General features: G+C 65.7%; 13 protein-coding genes. 5 read left to right on the top strand and 8 right to left on the bottom strand.

The genetic code is table 11. The features are described from left to right. Window positions 1–9: 9 nt before the first annotated feature. Window positions 10–1,626 carry a nitric oxide reductase transcriptional regulator NorR gene (gene norR / locus FSZ13_RS00965; protein ID WP_313955396.1) on the bottom strand — a complete coding sequence of 539 codons (1,617 nt, stop codon included), beginning with the start codon at window positions 1,624–1,626 and terminating at the stop codon, window positions 10–12. 102 nt (window positions 1,627–1,728) lie between these two features. Between norR and hmpA the strand changes: the two genes are divergently transcribed. Next, window positions 1,729–2,925: an NO-inducible flavohemoprotein gene (hmpA, locus tag FSZ13_RS00960; protein ID WP_145477572.1), complete on the top strand. Its 1,197-nt coding sequence runs from the start codon at window positions 1,729–1,731 to the stop codon at window positions 2,923–2,925. A gap of 72 nt (window positions 2,926–2,997) precedes the next feature. Here hmpA and FSZ13_RS00955 read toward each other — a convergent pair whose 3' ends face one another. Continuing rightward, the gene (locus FSZ13_RS00955) at window positions 2,998–4,383 is read right to left on the bottom strand and encodes an NAD-dependent succinate-semialdehyde dehydrogenase (RefSeq protein ID WP_145477571.1); all 1,386 of its coding nucleotides are present in this window, start codon (window positions 4,381–4,383) and stop codon (window positions 2,998–3,000) included. Window positions 4,384–4,584: 201 nt separating this feature from the next. Between FSZ13_RS00955 and FSZ13_RS00950 the strand changes: the two genes are divergently transcribed. Both FSZ13_RS00950 and FSZ13_RS00945 read left to right on the top strand, forming a co-directional pair. Beyond that, a complete protein-coding gene (locus tag FSZ13_RS00950; protein WP_145477570.1) occupies window positions 4,585–13,296 on the top strand; it encodes a glycoside hydrolase family 94 protein in 8,712 nt (2,903 codons plus the stop codon). Further along, the gene (locus FSZ13_RS00945) at window positions 13,293–13,544 is read left to right on the top strand and encodes a hypothetical protein (RefSeq protein WP_145477569.1); all 252 of its coding nucleotides are present in this window, start codon (window positions 13,293–13,295) and stop codon (window positions 13,542–13,544) included. Before FSZ13_RS00950 ends, FSZ13_RS00945 begins: the two co-directional genes overlap by 4 nt. Window positions 13,545–13,555: 11 nt before the next feature. Here FSZ13_RS00945 and FSZ13_RS00940 read toward each other — a convergent pair whose 3' ends face one another. Further along, window positions 13,556–14,419, bottom strand: coding sequence for an OBAP family protein (locus tag FSZ13_RS00940; RefSeq protein ID WP_260844060.1), 864 nt, complete (start codon window positions 14,417–14,419; stop codon window positions 13,556–13,558). A 137-nt stretch (window positions 14,420–14,556) separates the two neighbouring features. Continuing rightward, window positions 14,557–15,501 carry a LysR family transcriptional regulator gene (locus FSZ13_RS00935; protein ID WP_145477568.1) on the bottom strand — a complete coding sequence of 315 codons (945 nt, stop codon included), beginning with the start codon at window positions 15,499–15,501 and terminating at the stop codon, window positions 14,557–14,559. 207 nt (window positions 15,502–15,708) lie between these two features. Between FSZ13_RS00935 and FSZ13_RS00930 the strand changes: the two genes are divergently transcribed. Together FSZ13_RS00930 and FSZ13_RS00925 are read left to right on the top strand one after the other, a co-directional pair. After that, a complete protein-coding gene (locus FSZ13_RS00930; RefSeq protein ID WP_145477567.1) occupies window positions 15,709–16,707 on the top strand; it encodes a zinc-dependent alcohol dehydrogenase family protein in 999 nt (332 codons plus the stop codon). Next, the gene (locus tag FSZ13_RS00925) at window positions 16,707–16,985 is read left to right on the top strand and encodes an antibiotic biosynthesis monooxygenase family protein (RefSeq protein ID WP_145477566.1); all 279 of its coding nucleotides are present in this window, start codon (window positions 16,707–16,709) and stop codon (window positions 16,983–16,985) included. Before FSZ13_RS00930 ends, FSZ13_RS00925 begins: the two co-directional genes overlap by 1 nt. Before the next feature lie 181 nt (window positions 16,986–17,166). Here FSZ13_RS00925 and FSZ13_RS00920 read toward each other — a convergent pair whose 3' ends face one another. The 4 genes from FSZ13_RS00920 to FSZ13_RS18845 all read right to left on the bottom strand — a co-directional run bounded on the left by FSZ13_RS00920 (window position 17,167) and on the right by FSZ13_RS18845 (window position 20,923). Then, window positions 17,167–18,201: a glycosyltransferase family 9 protein gene (locus FSZ13_RS00920; protein WP_145477565.1), complete on the bottom strand. Its 1,035-nt coding sequence runs from the start codon at window positions 18,199–18,201 to the stop codon at window positions 17,167–17,169. Between the two features lie 17 nt (window positions 18,202–18,218). Continuing rightward, complete coding sequence (locus FSZ13_RS00915) at window positions 18,219–18,725, bottom strand: hypothetical protein (RefSeq protein ID WP_145477564.1); 507 nt, start codon at window positions 18,723–18,725, stop codon at window positions 18,219–18,221. Between the two features lie 244 nt (window positions 18,726–18,969). Beyond that, window positions 18,970–19,893 (bottom strand): aldose 1-epimerase, encoded by a 924-nt coding sequence (locus tag FSZ13_RS00910; protein ID WP_145477563.1) that lies wholly within the window; start codon window positions 19,891–19,893, stop codon window positions 18,970–18,972. Further along, window positions 19,883–20,923: a glycoside hydrolase family 43 protein gene (locus tag FSZ13_RS18845; protein WP_428999970.1), complete on the bottom strand. Its 1,041-nt coding sequence runs from the start codon at window positions 20,921–20,923 to the stop codon at window positions 19,883–19,885. Before FSZ13_RS18845 ends, FSZ13_RS00910 begins: the two co-directional genes overlap by 11 nt. Window positions 20,924–20,936: the final 13 nt, after the last annotated feature.

Genomic DNA, 20,936 nt, shown 5'->3' with positions numbered 1-20,936 from the left:
GGGCAATAGTCAACGCGACGAAAGCCGCTCGATACCCAGGCGCTTGGCCAGCCGCACCAGGTTCGCGCGGTCCATCTTCAACGCCCGGGCGGCGCCTGCCCACTGGTAATCATGCTGTTCGAGCGCGGTGCGGATCAGATGCGCCTCAAACGCGGAAACAGCCTCACGCAGGCCGCGGTCGTCAGGCATGGACAACGTTGCCGGCATCGAATTCGGTGCAGCAGTAGGCGTGGTTGCTGGCCCAGGAACTGTCAGCCCCAGGTCAATGGCACGCAATGAAAGGATGCGGGGGCGGCTTTCGTGATCGCTCAGCGCCCGTATGACGGCACGGCCGAGGGTATGTTCCAGCTCGCGCACGTTCCCCGGCCATTGGTACGCCAGCAAGGCGGCTTGAGCGCTCGCGTCCAGCCGGAGCCCACCCATCCGGTGGCGGGCGCGCGCCTCTTCCAGGAAGAAGCCGGCGATGGCCAGCACGTCGCGCCCGCGCTCCCGCAAAGGCGGCACATGCAGGGGAAACACGCTCAGCCGATGGTAGAAGTCGGCGCGCATCGTCCCTCGCCGCACATCGTCGGCGAGGTCACGGTTGGTTGCTGCAATCACGCGTACGTCCACGTGGTGCTCCCGGTCGGATCCAAGCCGCTGCACCTGCCCCTCCTGCAGAGCCCGCAGCAGCTTGGCCTGGGTTGCCAGCGGCAGCTCGCCCACCTCGTCCAGGAACAGCGTGCCACCGCTGGCAAGCTCGAACTTGCCGCGGCGGTCCGAGGTGGCGCCGGTAAAGGCACCTTTGACATGACCGAACAGCTCGCTTTCCACCAGGGCATCGGGCAGCGCCGCGCAGTTGATGCTGATCATGGGCCTGCCTGCACGGCTCGACGCCGCATGCAAAGCCCGCGCGACCAGCTCCTTGCCGACCCCTGTTTCGCCCTGGATGAGCACGCACAGGTCGGTAGGTCCGGCGAGGTCGATCTCCCTGGCCAGTTGTCTGTGCGCGACGCTCTGGCCGCTGAGGCGCCGGGCCGCACGCGGTCCCTCCTGCATGGCGTGGGTCACCTGTTCCCGTGCCACTTCTGCCTGCTGTGCCAACGTGTGGATGCGCGAAGCAGCGGCAACCGATGCCGCCGCCAGGCCGGCGAAAGCGGCGATAAGCTCAAGATCCCCTTCCGAAAAACGCGCAGTGTCCAGCGCATCAACGGTAAACAGTCCCCAGGCCCTGCCTTCTATGCGCAGTGCGCAGCCCATGCAGTCATGGACCGGCAGGTGGCCCTGCAGTCCCTCGACCAGGCCGTCGTAGGGATCTGGCAGCGGGCTGTCTACGGGAAAGCGCACCGGCCCCTGCGTTGCCAGGAGTTCCGCCAAACGGGGGTGCTCGGTGACCTTGAAGCGCCTGCCTAGTGTGTCGGGGCTGAGTCCGTTGATGGCAACGGGGACCAGATCATTGCCCTCCAGGCGGAGCAGTGCCGTGGCATCGCAGGGCAACACCGCCCGGAGCCCTTCCAGAAGCCGACGGAAGCGCTCCACATCGGGCAGCTCCTGGGTCAGGTCGGTCAGGAGGGGAAGCAACGCCGAAAGCTGGTTCGCCTGAGTCATATTGACCTTCGTGAAGTCATATCGACCCATGCCGGGCATGGGTCATTCTGACTCATCATGGCGCCAAGTCGTTGATGGTTCAAGGTCCTGCGGTTGGCACGAATGCTGCTCTCCCCTACTCGTCCAACACGAGTGACCACGATGCTTTCCAACGACGTTCGCGCCATTGTTTCTTCCACCGTGCCGCTGCTTGAACAAGGCGGCGAGGCACTGATCACGCACTTCTACCAGTCGATGCTGTCCGAGCATCCGGAAGTCCGCCCGTACTTCAACGCCACCCACCAGGCCAGCGGCGATCAACCGCGAGCGCTGGCCAACGGTGTGCTTATGTATGCGAGGAACATTGACCGCCTTGAAGCCCTGGGTCCCCTGGCGAGCCAGATCGTCAACAAGCATGTTGCCCTCCAGATCCAGCCCGATCACTACGACATCGTCGGCAAGTGCCTCATCGCGGCGATTGGTGAGGTGCTTGGCCCGGCCATTGCAACGCCGGCGGTGCTCAGCGCCTGGACGGAGGCATATGGGCAGCTGGCCGCGATCCTTATCGGCGCGGAGACCGCGCGCTATGAAGAACAGGCCCAGGCAGTGGGAGGGTGGCGTGGCGACCGTGCGTTCCGGGTCATCGCCAAGGTGGTGGAGAGCGCGGAAATCACTTCGTTCCACCTTGCCCCTGTCGATGGCGGGGCGGTTATGGACTTCGCGCCGGGGCAGTACATCGGCCTGCACATCTTCGTGGAAGGCGAAGAGCTTCGCCGCAACTATTCCCTGTCTGCCTCACCCAACGGCGAGACGTACCGGATCAGCGTTAAGCGTGAACCCGGCGGTGTGGTCTCCAACCACCTGCACGATCACGTGCACGTAGGCAGCGAGCTGCTGCTCAATGCCCCGGGCGGCGCGTTTACATTGGTGCCCGGTAGCCGCCCGATCACGTTCATCAGTGCGGGCGTAGGCATCACCCCGATCCTGCCGCTGCTGCAGCAGGCCCTGGGTACCGGTCGGCAGCTCACCCTGATTCAATGCGCGCGAGACAGCAACGTCCATGCGTTCAAGCAGCACATCGACAGCAGCGCGGCCCATTACCCGCAGCTGGAGCGTTACTACTGCTATGACCACTACGAGGGCCAGGAAACGGACGCGCCGCATGGCATCGGGTATCTGACACTGGATCAGCTGCAACAGTGGCTTCCCGCCGCCCAGGAAGGCAGGCGCGACGTTGACGTTTATTTCCTGGGTCCAAAACCCTTCATGCGGATGATGCGCAGGCAGCTGATGGACGCTGGGGTTCCGGACGACCAGGTGCACTACGAATTCTTCGGACCCGCAGCGTCCCTGCACTGAGACGTGGGGTCGGGTGGCGTAGCAAGGGCGGGGAGCCGTGCGGCCCCCGCCCATCTGGCCCATCGCCTGGCGTCAGGTTGCCGCCGGGATCTTGATCGACTTCACGTTCACGAATTCCTTCAGACCTTCCGGACCGTGCTCGCGGCCGTAGCCCGAAGCCTTCACCCCGCCAAAGGGAAGCGCCGGCGAGGCGACGTCGAACGTGTTGATGAAAACCATCCCGGTATCGAAATACTTCGTGGCCAGCTCACGGGCGCGTTTCACGTCGCGGCTGAAAATACCGCCGCCCAGTCCGTAGCGGCTGTCGTTGGCAATCCTCAGCGCATCCTCATCGTCCTTGGCACGGATGATGGCGGCTGCGGGGCCGAACAGCTCATCGTCATACGCCACCTGCCCCGGCGCCACGTCGGCCAGCACGGTGGCCGGATAGAACCAGCCGGTACGATCCGGGACTTCACCACCCACCAGCAGGCGGGCGCCCTGCGAGACACTCTTGGTCACCTGTTCATGCAACTTGTCGCGCTGCGCCTCGGAAACCAGTGGGCCCAGCTGCGTGTCGGCGGCGTTCGGGTCGCCCATCTTGATGGCTTCGAACTTGCTGGCGTAAGCAGCAACGAAGGCGTCGTAGTTCTTCTCGGTCACGATGAAGCGCTTGGCATTGACGCAGGTCTGCCCGTTGTTGAACAGGCGGCCCTTGACGCAGGTCTCGACGGCCAGGTCGAGGTCGGCATCGTCAAGCACCAGATAGGCGTCGTTGGAGCCCAACTCCAGCACGGTCTTCTTGAGCGCTGCGCCGGCCTTCGCCGCCACGGTGCGCCCTGCGGTCTCGCTGCCGGTCAGCGTCACCGCGCGGACCAGGTCGTTTTCCACAATGTCGTTGGATTGGTCATGGCTGATCAGCAGCACGCCGAGCAGGCCCTTCGGCAGTCCGGCACTTTCGTAGATGTCACGCAGCAGCAGCCCGCTGCCGGTGCAGCTCTCCGCATGCTTGAGCAGCACGCCGTTGCCGGCCATCAGGCTGGCGATGGAGTAGCGGATCGCCTGGTAGGCCGGGAAGTTCCAGGGCTGGATGCCGTACACCACGCCGATCGGCGAATGGGTGACGATGCCGGTGGCGCCGTCGACATCGCGCTCCTCATCGGCCAACGCTGCGGGCCCCTGCTGGGCGGTGTAGTCGCAGATGGCGGCACACAGCTCCACTTCCGTGCGACTGTCTTCAATGAGTTTGCCGACCTCGCGGGTCATCAGCTGGGCGAACTCTTCCTTGCGTTCGCGCAGCGCCTTTGCGATGGCGGCCACCACGTTCGCCCGCTCATCCAGCGAGCGCAGGCGCCACTCAAGGTAGGCCTCGTGGCTGGCCTTGACGACGGCGCCGGCTTCGTCGTCTGACATGTAGGCGTAGGTGGCGATCACCTCTTCGGTCAATGGGTTGATTGTGGTGAGCTGCTTCTTGGACATGGAAAACCTTCACTTCATGGGGGAAGAAACGGATGAAGGAGGATCACGTCTTTCCGGTTCCCATGCGGTGAAGCGGAACGCCACGCGCATCACCCCGGATTCACTGCGGCGCCGGGGAGCTGAATCGCACCTTCACAACGCCCACTGCCCCCCAAATGCAACGATGCCGGAGGCGACCCTGCCCTTCCCCCCCGGTACCCTATGCCCCACCTTCGTCGTCTATTTGGCCGCTGGTTGCGTCTGCGTCGTCTCGTACGTTGGCGCTGGCGTGAACGCCAGGCCTCGGCCCCGGCCATCGAGGCCACGGAGGGGCCGCTGCGTTCGGCGCTGTACAGCGTTGAACAGATGGAGGTTTACGGCCGCGCGCTGGCACGCCAGCACCGCGTGCGGATGCGCCGCAGCCCGGAGCGCCTGCTGGAACGCCTGCAGGCCAACGAACGGGTCCTGCAGGACGCCAATACGCTGCTGAGCAGCGTGGTGCGCGAACAGCGGCCCGTGACCCCGGCTGGGGAATGGCTGCTGGACAACTACTACCTGATCGAAGAACAGATCCAGACCGCGCGGCGCCACCTGCCGCGCGGCTACAGCCGTCAGCTGCCGTCGCTGGTCTCGGGCCCTTCGGCCGGGCTGCCGCGCGTCTACGAGCTCTCGATGCAGGCCATCGCGCACGGCGATGGCCGCATCGACGGCGACACGCTGGGACGGTTCATCGCCGCGTACCAGACGCTGGCGCCGCTGAGCCTGGGCGAGCTGTGGGCGGTTCCGATCATGCTCCGCCTGGCCCTGCTGGAAAATCTGCGGCGGATGGCGGCACGGGTGATGCGTGACGGAACCGACCGGCGCCTGGCGTCGGAGTGGGCGGGCGAACTCAACCGTGCGGCGTCGGACACCCCCACCGATGTGGTGCTGGTGGTGGCGGACATGGCACGTTCCGAGCCGCCCCTGACCGGCGCGTTCATCGCCGAGCTGACGCGCTCGCTGCAGGGTCGCGGCGGCGCATGGGCCATGCCCCTTGCCTGGCTGGAACAGTGGGCAGCAGCAGCGGGGCAGCGTGTGGAGGACCTGGTTGCGGGCGAAGGCCAGCAGCAGGCGTCCGACCAGGTGTCGATCAGCAACAGCATCGGCAGCCTGCGCTTCCTCTCCACCATGGATTGGCGCACCTTCGTCGAAGACATGAGCGTAGTCGAGCAGCGGCTGCGCGAAGACCCGATGGCCGTCTATGCACAGATGGATTTCGGCACCCGCGACGCCTACCGCCACGTGGTGGAGAAGATCGCGCGTGGCAGCCGCGTATCGGAAGAGCGCGTGGCGGCCATCGCACTTGAGCTGGCACGGTCCGCCACCCCACCCGACGGCCCGCGCACGCACGTGGGCTACTGGCTGGTCGGCGAAGGCCTGCACGCCACCGTTGACGCAGTGGCCGACACCGCGCCGCGCCACCGCAGGGCACGGCGGCTGGCGCATCGCGTGCCGCTGGCACTGTACCTGCTGCCGATCACCCTGCTCGCGGTGCTGGCTACTTATGGGCTGGCGGCAACCGGCACTGGCGCGGTACCCGTCTGGCTGGCCGCCCTGCTCGGGCTGCTGGTGTTCAGTGAGCTGGGCATCGTATTGGTGAACTGGACCGCGACGGTGCTGGTCGCACCCAAGCCACTGCCCAAGCTGGATTTCAGCGAAGGCATTCCGGCCGACTGCGCCACCGTGGTGGCGGTGCCGTCGATGCTGTCCAGCCCGGATGGCATCGACGTGCTGGTGGAAGCGCTGGAGGTCCGTTTCCTGGCCAACCGCGATCCGCAGTTGCGCTACGTCCTGCTGACCGACTTCCTGGACGCTCCGGCAGCGCAGGCGCCGACCGACGACGCCCTGCTTGCCCACGCAGTGCAGCGGATCGAAAGTTTGAACCAGCGCTACGCGTCCGACCATGGCGACCGCTTCTACCTGCTGCACCGCCCCAGGCAGTGGAACCCGGGCGAAGGCGTGTGGATGGGACACGAGCGCAAGCGCGGCAAGCTGGCAGCGCTGAATGCGCTGCTCCGGCATGGCGATGCGGCCGCGTTCATGCGCACCGTCGGTGACACGGTCGCCCTGATCGGCGTCCGCTACGTCATCACCCTGGATTCGGACACGCAGCTGCCGCGGGATGCGGCGCGTGCGTTCGTGGCCACCCTGGCCCACCCGCTCAACCGCCCGCGCTTTGATCCGGCGCTGCAGCGCGTGGTCGAGGGCTACGGCATCCTGCAGCCCAGCGTGGGCACCAGCCTGGGCCGGCGCCGCACCTCGCGGTTCGCGCGGATGTTCGGCAGCGAACCCGGCATCGATCCGTACACGCGCATGGTCTCGGACGTGTACCAGGATCTGTTCGACGAAGGCTCGTTCGTGGGCAAGGGCATCTATGACGTGGACGCCTTCGAGCATGCGCTCGAGGGCCGCCTGCCCGAGAACCGCATCCTCAGCCATGACCTGCTGGAAGGCTGCTATGCCCGCGCCGGTCTGGTCAGCGACGTGCGGCTGTACGAAGACTACCCCGAGCGCTACGCCGCCGACGCCAAGCGCCGTGCACGCTGGATCCGCGGTGACTGGCAGCTGCTGCCGTGGTTGTTGCCGTGGACGCCGCGCCCGGGCTCCGGGTGGGAGCGCAACCGGCTCAGTCTGTTATCCCGTGGCAAGCTGCTGGACAACCTGCGCCGCAGCCTGGTGCCCATCGCGGCGTTTGCCTTGCTGGTAGCGGGCTGGCTATGGGCCGAAAACCCGGTTGCATGGACCGCCTGGGTACTGGCGCTGTGGTTCGCGCCGCCGCTGATCGGCATGCTCCGCGATGCGCTGAGCGTTCCGGACGACACGCCGCTGGAGGCCCACTACATCAAGGTCGGACGCGGGACGCTGCAGTCGTTGCTGCGCGCGGCCACGCAGATTGCCTGCCTGCCCTACGAGGCGCTGCTGTCCGCTGGCGCGGTGCTGCGCACGCTCTGGCGCATGGCCATCACCCGCCGTCACCTGCTGCAATGGAATCCCTCCAGCGAAGTCGAGCGCCGCCTCGGCGGTGATCGTGGCGCCGAATGGCGGGTGATGGCACCGGCGTCGCTGATGGCGCTGGGCCTGGTGGCGGTGGTGGCCGTGCTGCGCCCGCAGGCGCTGCCGATCGCCCTGCCCTTCCTGCTGGCATGGACCTTCGCGCCCGCGTTGATGGGGTGGCTGGGCCGGCCACCCGCCGCGATCGTGGCCGAACTGTCGGACACGCAGCGGGCGTTCCTGGGCCGGCTGGCGCGTCGCACCTGGTCTTTCTTCCAGGCCTGGGTGCGCGAGCAGGACCATTGGCTGCCGCCGGACAACATCCAGGAACATCCGGCCCTGGTGGTGGCACGGCGTACCTCGCCGACCAACATCGGCCTGTCCCTGTTGGCCAACCTGTCGGCGTGGGATTTCGGTTATCTGCAGCAGGGCGCGGTCGCCGAACGCACCGCGCTGGCGTTCGGTACGCTGGACCAGCTGCCGCGCCATCGCGGCCACTTCCTGAACTGGTACGACACCGAAACCCTCGCGCCGCTGCCGCCGCGTTACGTTTCCACGGTGGACAGCGGCAACCTCGCCGGCCACCTGCTTACGTTGCGCCAGGGCCTGCTCGCGCTGGTGGACGCGCCTTTGCTGGCACCGCACACCTTCGATGGCCTGGCCGATACCCTTGGCGTGCTGGATGAGGAGCGCCTGCGTCTCCGCGCCGGCGATACACCGCTGGCCGAGGCGATCACTGGCCTTCGCCAGCGGCTGGCGTCAACGCGGGCCGACCTTCCTGTCGGCATCGCGCCAACACTTTCGCGACTGCAGGAACTGGCCGGGCTGGCCGACGCCGTGCTGGCGCAGTGGCCGGCACCGGCATCGCCGGGGGAAGGCGAGCTGCACTGGCCGTCCCTGTTCGCTGCCGAATGCCATGCCGCCCAGGCTGCGCTTGAGGAGATTCCAGCCGAGGTCCGCGCGGATGCGGATGCGCCGATCCCCAGCCTGCGCCAGCTGTCCGCCCTGCCCGGCGCCGCCGGTACCGAGGCGCGCGCGCGCATCGAGCACCTGCAGGCACTGGCGCACCGTGCCGGGCAGTTCTCGCTGATGGAATACGGGTTCCTGTTCTACCGTTCCCGCAACCTGCTTTCGATCGGCTACAACGTCGACGACCACCGCCTCGACAACAGTTTCTACGACCTGCTGGCCTCCGAAGCACGGCTGTGCGCGTTCGTCGCCATTGCCCAGGGCGAGCTGTCGCAGGAGAGCTGGTTCGCGCTCGGCCGACTGCTCACCGAAGTCAACGGCACGCCGACGCTGTTGTCATGGAGCGGCTCGATGTTCGAGTACCTCATGCCGCAGCTGGTGATGCCGAGCTTCCCGGACACCCTGCTCGACCAGACCGCGCGGCACGCGGTGGAGGCGCAGATCGTCTACGGCCGCAGCCTGAACCTGCCGTGGGGCGTGTCCGAGTCCGGCTACAACGCAGTCGACGCCCGCCTGAACTACCAGTACCGGGCGTTCGGCGTGCCGGGACTGGGGCTGAAGCGCGGCTTGGGCCAGGACCGCGTCATCGCCCCCTACGCGAGCATGATGGCGCTGATGGTGGCGCCGGAAGCGGCGTGCCAGAACCTGCAGGCGCTGGAAGCCCTCGGCTTCTCCGGGCGCTTCGGCATGTACGAGGCGATCGACTACACCCCGGCCCGGGTACCGCCGGGACAGGATCACGTACTGCTGCGTTCGTTCATGGCCCACCACCAGGGCATGGGGCTGCTGTCGCTGGACTACCTGTTGCGCGACCAGCCGATGCAACGCCGCTTCGTGGCCGATGTCGAGTTCCAGGCCACCTTGTTGCTGCTGCAGGAGCGCATCCCGCGCATCGGCGTGTTCCATCCGCACGAAGTCGAGGCGCTGGGCGAGCATGCCACCATGGCCCAGCACGAGACCGCCCTGCGCGTGCTGCGTAAGCCAGGCGGCCCGCGCCCGGAAGTGCAGCTGCTGTCCAATGGTCGCTACCACGGCATGCTGACCCATGCCGGCGGCGGCTACAGTCGCCTAGGTGACCTTTCGCTCACCCGTTGGCGCGAAGATGGCACCAGCGATGCCTGGGGAACGTTCTGCTACCTGCGCGACGTGGACAGCGGCGAGTTCTGGTCTGCCGCTTACCAGCCCACCTGCGTGGCGACGGACACCTACGAGGCGATCTTCTCCGACGCCAAGGCGGAATTCCGCAGCACGCAGCGCGGCTGCGAGAGCCACCTTCAGGTCGCCATCTCCGCCGAGGACGACATCGAACTGCGGCGCCTGCGCCTGACCAACCGCAGCCGTCGCCCGCGTACTGTGGAGATCACCACCTATGCCGAGGTGGTGCTGGCGCCTGCCGCTGCGGACGATGCGCATCCCGCTTTCAGCAACCTGTTCGTGCAGAGCGAGATCCTGGCCGCCAAGCAGGCCGTGCTGTGCACGCGCCGCCCGCGTTCGCACGACGAAGTGCCACCGTGGATGTTCCACCTGGTGGCGGTGCACGATGCCGACGTGGCGGCGATCTCCTACGAAACCGACCGGGCGCGCTTCCTGGGGCGTGGCAACACGCCGCGCACGCCGCAGGCGTTGACCACGGACAGCGAGCTCTCCGGCACGGCCGGTTCGGTGCTCGATCCGATCGTGGCCATCCGCGTGCGCGTGGTGCTGGAGCCGGAGCAGACCGTGCAGCTGGACATGGTGTATGGCATCGGCGCCGACCGCCCCGGCTGCGAAGCGCTGCTGGACAAATATCGTGATCGCCGCCTGGCCGACCGTGTCTTCGACCTGGCCTGGACGCACAGCCAGGTGGTGCGCCGGCAGATCAATGCCACCCAGGCCGAGGCGCAGCTGTATGAGCGCCTGGCCAGCCACGTGCTGTATGCCAATTCGCTGCTGCGCGCCGGCGCCAGCATCCTCCAGCAGAACCAGCGCGGGCAGTCCGGGCTGTGGGGGCACGCCATCTCCGGCGACCTGCCCATCGTGCTGCTCAAGGTCACCGACGCGGAAAACGTGGAACTGGTCCGGCAGCTGGTGCAGGCGCATGCGTACTGGCGCCAGAAGGGCCTCAACACCGACCTGGTGATCTGGAACGACAGCAAGGCCGGCTACCGGCAGGAGCTGCAGGACCAGATCCTGGGGATGGTGGCCGCCAGTTCGGAGACCGGCCTGCTGGATCGCCCCGGTGGCATTTTCGTGCGGCCGGTGCAGAACATGACCCACGAAGACCGCATCCTGCTGCAGGCGGTGGCAAGGGCGGTGATCAGCGACGAAGACGGCACACTGGTCGCGCAGGTGGGGCGCCAGGCTGCGCCCACTCGGCGTGTGCCTGCCTTGGTGCCACTGGCGGTGCAGGAGGAACTGGCACTGTCGGTGGAGGACACCGCCGGGCTGCCCGTGGTCGACGAGCTCGGACCCGAGCCGGGATTGCCGCCGAGTCCCGCGCAGGACGAAGACGTGGACGATCCGTGGCCGTTCCTGCCGTACCGAGGTGCCGGCCAGTTCGACAACGGCACCGGCAGTTTCAGCGAGGACGGCCGCGAGTACGTGGTGGTGCTGCGCGAAGGCGCGCCGACGCCGGCGCCATGGGCCAATGTGATTGCCAATGCCCGCCTGGGCACCGTGGTCAGCGAGAGCGCCCCGGGCTACACCTGGTTCGAGAATGCGCACGAGTTCCGGCTGACGCCCTGGCTCAACGACCCGGTGTCCGACACCGGTGGCGAGGCGTTCTACGTCCGCGACGAGGACACCGGCCGGGTCTGGTCGCCGATGCCGCTGCCGCGCCGCGGCACCGGCGCTTACCGCACGCGGCATGGATTCGGCTACACGGTCTACGAGCATATCGAGGACGGCATCGTCAGCGAGCTGTGGGTATTCGTGGACGTCACCGCGCCGCTGAAGTATTCGGTCCTGCGCCTGCACAACCTGTCGGGCAGGCCACGGCGGCTGTCGGCCATCGGGTACGTTGAGTGGGTGATGGGCGACCTGCGCGCGAAGTCGCGCATGCACGTGGTCACCGAACGCGACGCGCAGACCGGCGCGTTGCTGGCGCGCAATACCTACAGCACCGATTTCGGTGGCCGCATGGCCTTCTTCGACACCGATGCGGAAGGCTGCGGCTGGACCTGTGACCGCCTGGAGTTCCTCGGTCGCAACGGTGGCCTGCACGCACCGGCTGCCCTGCGTCGCGAGCGGCTGGGCGGACGCGCGGGCGCAGGGCTGGATCCCTGCGCGGCGTTGCAGGTGCCGCTGGAGCTGGCGCCGGGTGAGCGCAGTGAAACCACGTTCCGGCTGGGCGCGGGTCGTGATCGCGAGGAAACGCTCACGCTGGCAAGGGGCCGCCAGGGCGCGCATGAGGCAAACGATGCGCTGGACGCGGTACGCATCCACTGGCGCCATGTGCTGGCCAGCGTGCAGGTGCGCACGCCGGACCCGGCCCTGGACGCGCTCGCCAATGGCTGGCTGGTCTACCAGACCCTGGGCAGCCGCTACCTGGCGCGCAGTGGCTACTATCAGTCCGGCGGCGCGTTCGGCTTCCGTGACCAGCTGCAGGATGTGCTGGCGCTGGTACACGCCCGCCCGGACCTGGCACGCGAACACCTGCTGTTGTGTGCCGCCCACCAGTTCGCCGAAGGCGATGTGATGCACTGGTGGCACCCGCCGCAGGGTCGCGGCGTGCGCACCCGCTGTTCGGACGATTATCTCTGGTTGCCGCAGGGCGCCTGCCGCTACCTGGAGGTTACCGGCGACGCGAGCGTGCTGGACGAAATGGTCGGCTTCATCGAGGGGCGCGCGGTGAGCCCGGACGAGGAAGGGTATTACGACATGCCTACCCCATCCGCACTGCGCGGCACCTTGTACGCGCATTGTGTGCTCGCGCTCGAGCGCGGGTGCCGGTTGCTGGGCGAGCGCGGCCTGCCATTGATGGGCAGCGGTGACTGGAACGACGGCATGAACCGCGTCGGCGACCAGCAGCGCGGTGAGAGCGTCTGGCTCGGTTTCTTCCTGCATGACGCACTTCATCGCTTCATCGTGCTGGCCAACGCGCGTGGCGATGAGCACCGTGCGCACTGGTGCCAGGAGCAGGCCGACCGCCTTCGCCATAACCTGGAACTGCATGCTTGGGATGGGGCGTGGTACCGCCGCGCCTGGTTCGACAACGGTACGCCGCTGGGCTCGACTGAAAGCGAAGAATGCCGGATCGATTCGATCTCCCAGAGCTGGTCGGTGCTGTCGGGCGTTGCCGCGCCCGAGCGTGCCGGCCAGGCTCTGGATTCCCTCTACACCCACCTGGTGCGGAAGGACGCCAAGCTGATCCAGCTGCTCGATCCGCCGTTCGACAAGACGACAGAGGATCCCGGGTACATCCGGGGCTACGTGCCGGGCGTGCGCGAAAATGGCGGGCAGTACACTCATGCAGCCGTATGGGCGGCCATGGCATTCGCACACCAGGGCGATGCGGCCCGCGCCTGGGAACTGGCCGCGATGATCAATCCGCTCAACCACGCACTGGACCCGGAGGCCGTCCAGACCTACCGTGTCGAACCCTATGTGCTGGCGGCCGATGTCTACGCGGTGTCCCCGCACGTGGGTCGCGGCGGCTGGACCTGGTACACGGGCTCGGCAGGTTGGATGTACCGCCTGCTGGTCGAATCCCTGCTCGGCATCCGTCGCCAGGGCGATCAGCTGTCGCTTGAACCCTGCCTGCCGGATGAGTGGCCGTCCTTCGAGCTGAGCTACCGGTTTGGTCGCAGCCGCTACGAATTCGTGGTGACACGAAATGCGCGGGATCAGCCGACGCTGCATGTGGATGGCGTGCTGCAGCCCGGGCTCCGTGTGCTGCTCCGCGACGACGGCCATCACTACCAGGTTGCGCTCGACCTGATGGCGCCGCCTGGATGAGCATCCGCCCCGCCATACAGGGGCGGCTTGAAGCGCTGGACGCCATGCTGGCGCACTGGTTGGCGCATGTGCGTCATCCAGCGCAGTTCTGGCCGCAGTTTGAGAACCTGGCTGCAGAGATCCTGGACCACTGCACGGATACCGAACGGGAGCAGGTCTGCGCGCTCATCGAGGCCATGTTGAAGCGGCACCCGCTGGAGCTTCCTGCCTGGCACCAACGTGGTGACGACGTGCCGCCAGGATCGTGAACCGCAGTTCTTCAGTGCCCGTTCGGGTCGTCGATCTGGATGATGTTTCCCTTCTGCCAAGCGTCTGCGCCGCCATCGATCGCCGGCGCCGGAATATCCGCACGACGCGCGCGTTTGTCTTCGCTGTCCACTCCCAGCCGGCTGTCGCGGGCAGCGACCATGGCCGGGTCCGCCTGGCCATCGGCGGTAAAGCCCATCATCAACTGCGGCATGCCGCGCGGCAGGTCCTTGTCCAGGTCGGTGTGCCAGGTGTGCCAGGTCTTGCCGTAGGTGTGGATGAGCTTCTCCATCAGCGCGTGTTCGGCCACCTCCGGGATGCCCGGCGCCACCAGCTGGCCGGATTTCACCTCATGCACGTGGCTGTGCCACAGCGCTTTCTCATGCTCGGGAAGACCGGCAAACAACTTCTGGCTGATGATGTATTCCACCCCCATCAATTTGGCATCTTTGACGTTCCCGTCGTAGATGGTGCACTGGATGACATCCTCGTTGAGGATTGAACAGTAGTGGTGGGCTTCCATCTGGACCTTCATCTGGCCGCTGTAGAAATGGAAACCGTCCAGGTAGGCGTTGATGGCGTCCACGGGCGGCCGATCCTGCAGCACCGCCGCGCCCGCCTCCAGCGCCTTGGTCTTGCCTGTTTCTTCCGCGCCCAGGGCGTCGACGTTGGATGGGGTGTTTCCGCCTCCACACGAAGACAGGAAAAGTGCGAGGGCGGCAGACGCGATGGAGCGGCGCATGATGACTCCTTGTTCAAACCCAGGTGGCGAGCGGAAGATCCGGCAGCCCAGTGGCTTATTAGTTCCTTCTTTTGCGGTTTTCCCGTGAAAGCTCCTTGCCGGCCCCTTCACGCGGCCGACCCAGGTTCTGCGCACCAATCAGGCACCCCCGTCCGGGCGTCAACCGGCTTCCTGTCCCAGAGCGCAGAGCTGGCGAACAAGCTTCCCGTGGGGCGTTCCCATGTCGACGGGGTGCGCCGGCAGCTTGGGATGCTCTAGCGCCGACACGGGAATTACCCTGCCAGCGAAGGGCGCCCGTCTTCACCTGTGACGGCCGGTAGATCCTTGTCCCAATAGGGCTCAGTGCCGATCCGTTCCACCAGCCAGTCCAGGAACACCCTGACTTTCGGCGCCAGTTCCCGGGCGCTGGGGTACACCGCCCACAACGCCTGCGTGGAAGTCAGCGGGTAGTCGGCCAGCACGGGCACCAGCGCCCCACTGCGCAGTTCATCCGCTGCGCACCAGGTGGCCATCAGGGCAATCCCAAGACCGGTGCATGCGGCGTCGCGCACTGCCCCGCCGTCGTTTATCCGCAATGCGGCGGCTACGCGCTTGCTTATGTTGGCGCCGTCCGGTGTGCCGAACGTCCAGAGATCGAGCGTGCCAACCACCAGGCACGCGTGCTGGTCCAAGGCATCGGGCGACCCGGGATGGCCATGTCGCGCCAGGTAGTCGGGCGAGGCCACCAGCACGCGTCGGTCCGGGGCGATACGCCGCGCCACGAACGAGGAATCCGCAAGTTCGGTGTAACGCACGGCCACATCGAATCCACCCTCCACCAGATCCACCATGCTGTCGGAGATGCGGAGGTCCGGGCGTACACTCGGGTAGCGCGCCATGAAATCCGCCAGCCCTGGAACGATGTGCATGCGGGCGAAGGATGCCGGGGCCGCGATCCGCAGTACCCCGCCCGGCGCAGCCTGCTCCCGGCGCAGCGACGCCCTCGCCGCCGCCGCTGCGTCCAGCAGGTGCTCTGCATGCGGTAGCAGAGCGAGGCCGTCTTCGGTCAGCATTGCCTGTCGTGTCGTGCGATGCACCAGGCGGGCGCCCAGGTGCTTCTCGAACGCGGCCAGCCTGGCGCTGGCTGCAGCGGGAGACAACGCGAGGTCGCGTGCGGCTGCGCTGATGCTGCCCAGCTGGGCGATGCGCACGAACAGGTTCAGGTCGTTGAAGTCCATCGCAGCATCGGGCCGGGAATGTGGTTGGCGGGTGGCCCATGATCCCCCAATGGAGCACCCACGTCACCGTGAAAGGTCCCGCACCACCAGTTTCAATCGATGCTTGAAACAGATTCAGCGCAGTGCTGGCTACCGGGCCGTGCCCCGCAACGCCAGCATATGGGTACCCCGACGCAGTCTGCGTCGACACCCGAAGGAACCCTGCTGATGAATGCAACAATGAATGCCGTGGTACTGGCCCGTTTTGGCGGCTGCGATGCCTTCGAGCTGCGTCGCGTGGCGGCGCCGGAGGTCGGCGCACGCCAGGTGCGGGTGCGCGTGCATGCGACCGCCCTCAACCCACTCGATTACCAGATCCGCCGCGGCGACTACGCCGCCTATGTGCCGTTGCCCGCGGTCATCGGCCACGACATTTCCGGCGTCATCGAAGAACTGGGGTCGGAGGTCACCGGATTCGAGGTGGGCGACGAGGTCTACTACACGCCGCGCATCTTCGGGGGCATGGGCTCGTATGCCGAACAGCACGTGGCCGATGTCGAGTTGATCGGCCGCAAGCCCCGCAACCTGAGTCATCTCGAGGCCGCCAGCCTGACCCTGGCCGGCGGAACGGTCTGGGAAGCATTCGTGACCCGTGCCCAGCTGGGTATCGGCGAAACCATCCTCATCCACGGCGGTGCCGGCGGTGTCGGTACGCTGGCCATCCAGGTCGCCAAGGCCATCGGGGCGCGGGTGATAACGACGGCGCGCAGCGACGATGCAACGTTCCTACGCTCGCTCGGTGCCGACGATGTGATCGACTACACAACCACCGACTACGTTGACGCCGTGATGGAGCTCACCGGCGGCAGCGGCGTGGACGTGGTCTTCGACACGATCGGTGGCGACACGCTGACCCGCAGCCCGCAGGTGCTTGCCGACTTCGGGCGTGTGGTCAGCCTGGTCGATATCTCCACCCCGCAGAACCTGGTGGACGCGTGGGGAAAGAACGCGGCCTACCATTTCGTGTTCACCCGGCAGAACCGCGGCAAGCTGGATGCGCTGACGCGGCTGGTGGAGCGGGGGCTGGTCAAGCCGGTGATCGGCGCAGTGCTCCCGCTGGCCCGGATGGGCGAGGCGCATGCGCTCCTGGAGGGCGGGAGCGCACGAGGGCTGCGTGGGAAGGTGGTAATCGACGTCGTGGGTCAGACCGTGTCGGTGCCCGCGTGATGGTGACCGAACTGGTGTTCCTCGCCATCGCCCCTTCCGCCGGCGCAGCCTTCGAGCAGGCTTTCGCGGGTGTTGCCGGCCTGCTCGATGCTGCGCCCGGTCACCTCGCGCATCGGCTGGTGCGGTCGCTGCACCCGCAAGACGCGTATCTGCTGGAGGTGCAGTGGCGCGACCTGGATGCGCATATCGGGGTTTTTGAGCGCAGTGCAGACCATGAGCGGTTCATGGCGGCGCTGCGGCCGTTCCTGGTGGGAGAGCCCATCGTTCTGCATGTCTAGCAGAACGGGAAGATGGTCATCGATGTGCCGGGTCAGTCCAGGAAAGTTTCGCCGCACCGCGGAAGCGGGCGATCTCGCCGTAGAGCGCGTCCCTGTCACCATGAATCAAGGCGCAGGATGTAGTACCCAAGGCCAACAGCAGTATGAAGACAGACGGGGACTACTGGAAGGCGGACGTTCCTTATGGGAAATTCCAAAGCGAAAGCTCATGGGTTTGCCTCGGCCGTCGCTCCCAATCGCTTCGCCCCGCCATATTGAACAACGCGTTCATCACGCTTTCACTGGACACCTCGGCTGTAAATGTTCCCGAGCGAAGGCTGACAGCTGGGGAGTAAGACGCCCCCCATGTTTCAGGATTCGTCGGGCCAAATATCCCTACGCTGGGAATTCCACTGAAATCCGCAACATGAAGAAAATAGGAATCTATGCCCAGGAAGAGATCGCTGCGGGCAACTATATCTGTCGCCGTATCGAGATCAACGCCATCACAGGTAAACACTGCACCATCTGGAAAACCGGCATCAAGATTGGTGTCGACAGGATCAACAACAATGACAACGTAGCCCGGGAGACGCGAGACGAACGCCGCGATGACCTCTCTAAAGCGCTCTATCGGCCACCTTTTTGAATCGTGTGTCCACGTGTGTACGCTGAGCAACTTTTTCCCGGCAGGAAGTTTTCCAAGGATGTAATCGGCGCATGCACGCGCTCCAGGCGACGCAGGATGCAGTGATAAGAACGAGGCAAGCTCAGATTCCGCCCTGAAGAACTTCGCCATCGAAAAGATCTTCGCGGCCATATCCCTCTTCGGGGAAGGATTGCGAGCAAGCACTCCGCTCTCGCTGCCGAGCGTGACGAATGGCTTGGGAGCAACTGCATGGCGAACGCTCTCCAGAAGTGGAGAGTGCCAAGGATTCAATGAAATGATCGCATCAAAGCTATCCCCGTAAGACAGCAACGACGACATTTCAAAGTCATGCGCCCCGTTCTCGCCATAAGAAAATGCAATTGGACACACGCACCTGAAATTCGCGTCCGGATAAAATCGCTCTGCAGCGAACGACACGCCCATGTAACCAAGACGCCCCTCGAACAACTTGGCCAAAGCCAAGACAGTAGGGCGTGTGAGTAAATGGTCACCCAGTGCGTTGGCAAAGAAGAGGATCGGCTTCTCGCACGTAATAACTTCCTGTTGGGCAGCGTTTCTGCTACTCAACTCGAGATCACTCGCTATCAAGCCAACTCACCCGGGCAGGTTGTCACCATCCACTGGCTGTTCTTCGTCATCACCCATCCAAAAACGACGCCATTCGGCGTCAATCGCATGTATTTCTCAGTCACTTGGAACACGTAGGTGTAACCATCTCTTTGACCGCACCATTGACTGGTCCTGATAGACCCTTCCTGAGGGGGTGCGTCATACATGATCGAAACGGTGTTAGGATTCCCCGAAAAAGAAGGAACCGAAATCTGCTCGATGAGCCCGTGTATTCCCGGGCGGTGAATTTCCTCTAAATACTGGATGCCGGCAGCGCTTGTCTCTATTGAATCCGACGCAGCCATTGCTTTGAAAGTTTTCGTAAGTCGATTCACAAAAGAGGCCCTGTCAACGTCTTTTGAAACCTGAACTACCGACGTCGTCGTCTGCCCGTTGGGTGCAACCGCAACGGCCGCTTGAGGAGCAAGGGCCAGAGCGGTGACTCCTATCAAGATCGAGTTTCCAATCATCTTAATCTTCATTCCGACTTTCCTTTGTCTAGAAGCGGGATCGCACCACGTACGCTATGCGTCTACATGCCAGATTGCAATAATCCCTCACCGCAATACACGTGACGGCGCTCACAGTATTGGGATCGGAAATCTCGACCCATTAATGGATCGGGAACGCCCCAGCGAGTGCATTGGCCTGGCGTGCCGACGGTGCCAGAAATGATGGCGCGGAGAACAACCCCCGATTCGCTGATGTCGTTAACTCCTGCCGCCGTTAACGCGCTGCCCTGCCAACGTGGCAGACCGCTGCAGCTGCACTTGCCGTTCGTGCCGAATCCGCAAATACGTCACCGCCGGGGGGTGTGGGGTTCCAACTCAAGGTGAAGGTCAGCTGCAGGGGTTGGTTTGGCTCCAGCCGGGTCGGGGCCAGGGTGAAGGCATCGGGTGGGCCGGTCTGCGGTTCGACACAGGTGGCGTGAGGGGCGGCGTCGTAGATGACCCAGTGATCGGTGTCCGCCCGCAGGCGCAAGCGTTGGCCTGCTGATTCCAGTGTCACTTCGTGGTGCTGCAGGAAGCAGTCGTCCCATGGGCCCGGCGTGGGGGCAACCAACGGTAGCGTCGCGATGCCCTCCCCGTCCTGTGGGTACATGGCGTCGGGGGTGAACAGCAGCCGGTCCGGCTTGCGGAACCAGGGGTGCCAGCCGAGCACGGTGGGCATGGCCTGCTGGCCGGCCTGCACGGCAAGGTGGAGTTGCAGCTGACCGGGCGTCAGCTGGACACGCTGCGTTGCGACGCCGCCGAACGGCCAGGTTTCATCTTCGGGAAGTGCCAGCGACAAGGAGGCGGAGTCCGCAGCGAGGGCATCGATTTCCCACCGCCGGGTAAACCCCAGCCCGTGAATCGCATGCCCACCAAAGTTGGTCGGAAGTGCGTACGGCGTGCCGTCGAATGCGAATCGCCCATGCCGGATGCGTCCGGCCCACGGCACCATCGGGTAACACCCCCAGGCAATCGCCGCGGAATCGCCGTCGTCCACGCCGACCAGCCAGTCAACGCCGTCGTAGCGGATCTGCGCGATGCGCCCACCCGCCTCCGGCGCCAAGGCGACCTCGAGCGCGCCGGCTCGCAGCCAATACAGGCGACCCGCAGGCAGCGGGGCGAGCGCGTCGTCCTTCGGCGAGGTGGCTTCAGGCGCCATAGGGATCGATCGTCTTGATCCTGCCGTCCGCGTCCATCTGCAGCGGCGTGCACTTCACCGAGCGCAGGTGGGTGACGCCGCCGGACAGCAGTGCGTCGTGATAGAACAGGTACCACTGCCCGTCGACCTGGCAGATGGAATGGTGCGTGGTCCAGCCGACCACCGGTTTGAGGATCACGCCGGCATAGGTGAACGGCCCATACGGGTTGTCCCCGATGGCGTAGCACAGCAGGTGCGTGTTGCCGGTGGAGTACGACAGGTAATAGCGGCCCTGCCAGGCGTGCAGCCACGCCCCCTCGAAGAAGCGGCGCTCGTGGTCATCGGCACGCAGCGGTTGCCCGCGTTCGTCCAGGATCACTACTTCGCGCAGGGGCTCGGCCAGCCGGGTCATGCCGGCCTGCAGCCGACCCACGCGCGGCCCCAATGCAGGCGCGTCGCCGACCGGCTCTGCGTGCGATGCGTCGTAGCGGTTGTCGCGGTACTTCTGCAGCTGGCCGCCCCAGATCCCACCGAGGTACAGGTAATGGCTGCCGTCAGTGTCCTCGAACACGGCCGGGTCGATCGAGTAGGTTCCGGGCATCGCCCTGGGCTCGGCGGTGAACGGTCCTTCCGGACGGTCTGCCACGGCCACGCCGATGCGGAAGATGCCTTCGGCGTCCTTTGCCGGGAAATACAGGTAGTACCGTCCGTCACGGCAGGCGGCGTCCGGCGCCCACATCTGCTTCTCCGCCCAGGGTACGTCGCGTACATGCAGGGCCACGCCGCAGTCGGTGGCCTCCCCTTGCGGCGAGTCCATCCGCAGCACGTGGTAGTCCTCCATCCCGAAGTGCCCGCCGTCATCGTCGAACGGGGTTCCGGCGTCGATGTCGTGCGAGGGATAGATGTACAGGCGACCTTCGAACACGTGCGCGGAAGGATCGGCGGTGTAGATGTGGCTCACCAGCGGCTGCGAGATGGCCCGTGCAGCCAACTGTTGCAGGTCGGTGCCGTTGCGACGCTGCAGCAGGTCGTGCTCGATGCGGTTTTCCATGCGTTTGTCGATC

Origin of the sequence: Stenotrophomonas rhizophila, from assembly GCF_007667275.1 — a bacterium.
In the GTDB taxonomy this organism is placed as follows: domain Bacteria; phylum Pseudomonadota; class Gammaproteobacteria; order Xanthomonadales; family Xanthomonadaceae; genus Stenotrophomonas; species Stenotrophomonas maltophilia_AE.
This window is presented reverse-complemented; position numbering and strand designations above follow the sequence as displayed.

Coding starts and splice junctions, on each gene's coding strand:
- FSZ13_RS00910 (WP_145477563.1), bottom strand. CDS start 19,893: ATGGCGCCTGAAGCCACCTCGCCGAAGGACGACGCGCTCGCCCCGCTG.
- FSZ13_RS18845 (WP_428999970.1), bottom strand. CDS start 20,923: ATGGAAAACCGCATCGAGCACGACCTGCTGCAGCGTCGCAACGGCACC.
- FSZ13_RS00930 (WP_145477567.1), top strand. CDS start 15,709: ATGAATGCAACAATGAATGCCGTGGTACTGGCCCGTTTTGGCGGCTGC.
- FSZ13_RS00915 (WP_145477564.1), bottom strand. CDS start 18,725: ATGAAGATTAAGATGATTGGAAACTCGATCTTGATAGGAGTCACCGCT.
- FSZ13_RS00925 (WP_145477566.1), top strand. CDS start 16,707: ATGGTGACCGAACTGGTGTTCCTCGCCATCGCCCCTTCCGCCGGCGCA.
- FSZ13_RS00955 (WP_145477571.1), bottom strand. CDS start 4,383: ATGTCCAAGAAGCAGCTCACCACAATCAACCCATTGACCGAAGAGGTG.
- norR (WP_313955396.1), bottom strand. CDS start 1,626: ATGCCCGGCATGGGTCGATATGACTTCACGAAGGTCAATATGACTCAG.
- FSZ13_RS00945 (WP_145477569.1), top strand. CDS start 13,293: ATGAGCATCCGCCCCGCCATACAGGGGCGGCTTGAAGCGCTGGACGCC.
- hmpA (WP_145477572.1), top strand. CDS start 1,729: ATGCTTTCCAACGACGTTCGCGCCATTGTTTCTTCCACCGTGCCGCTG.
- FSZ13_RS00935 (WP_145477568.1), bottom strand. CDS start 15,501: ATGGACTTCAACGACCTGAACCTGTTCGTGCGCATCGCCCAGCTGGGC.
- FSZ13_RS00950 (WP_145477570.1), top strand. CDS start 4,585: ATGCCCCACCTTCGTCGTCTATTTGGCCGCTGGTTGCGTCTGCGTCGT.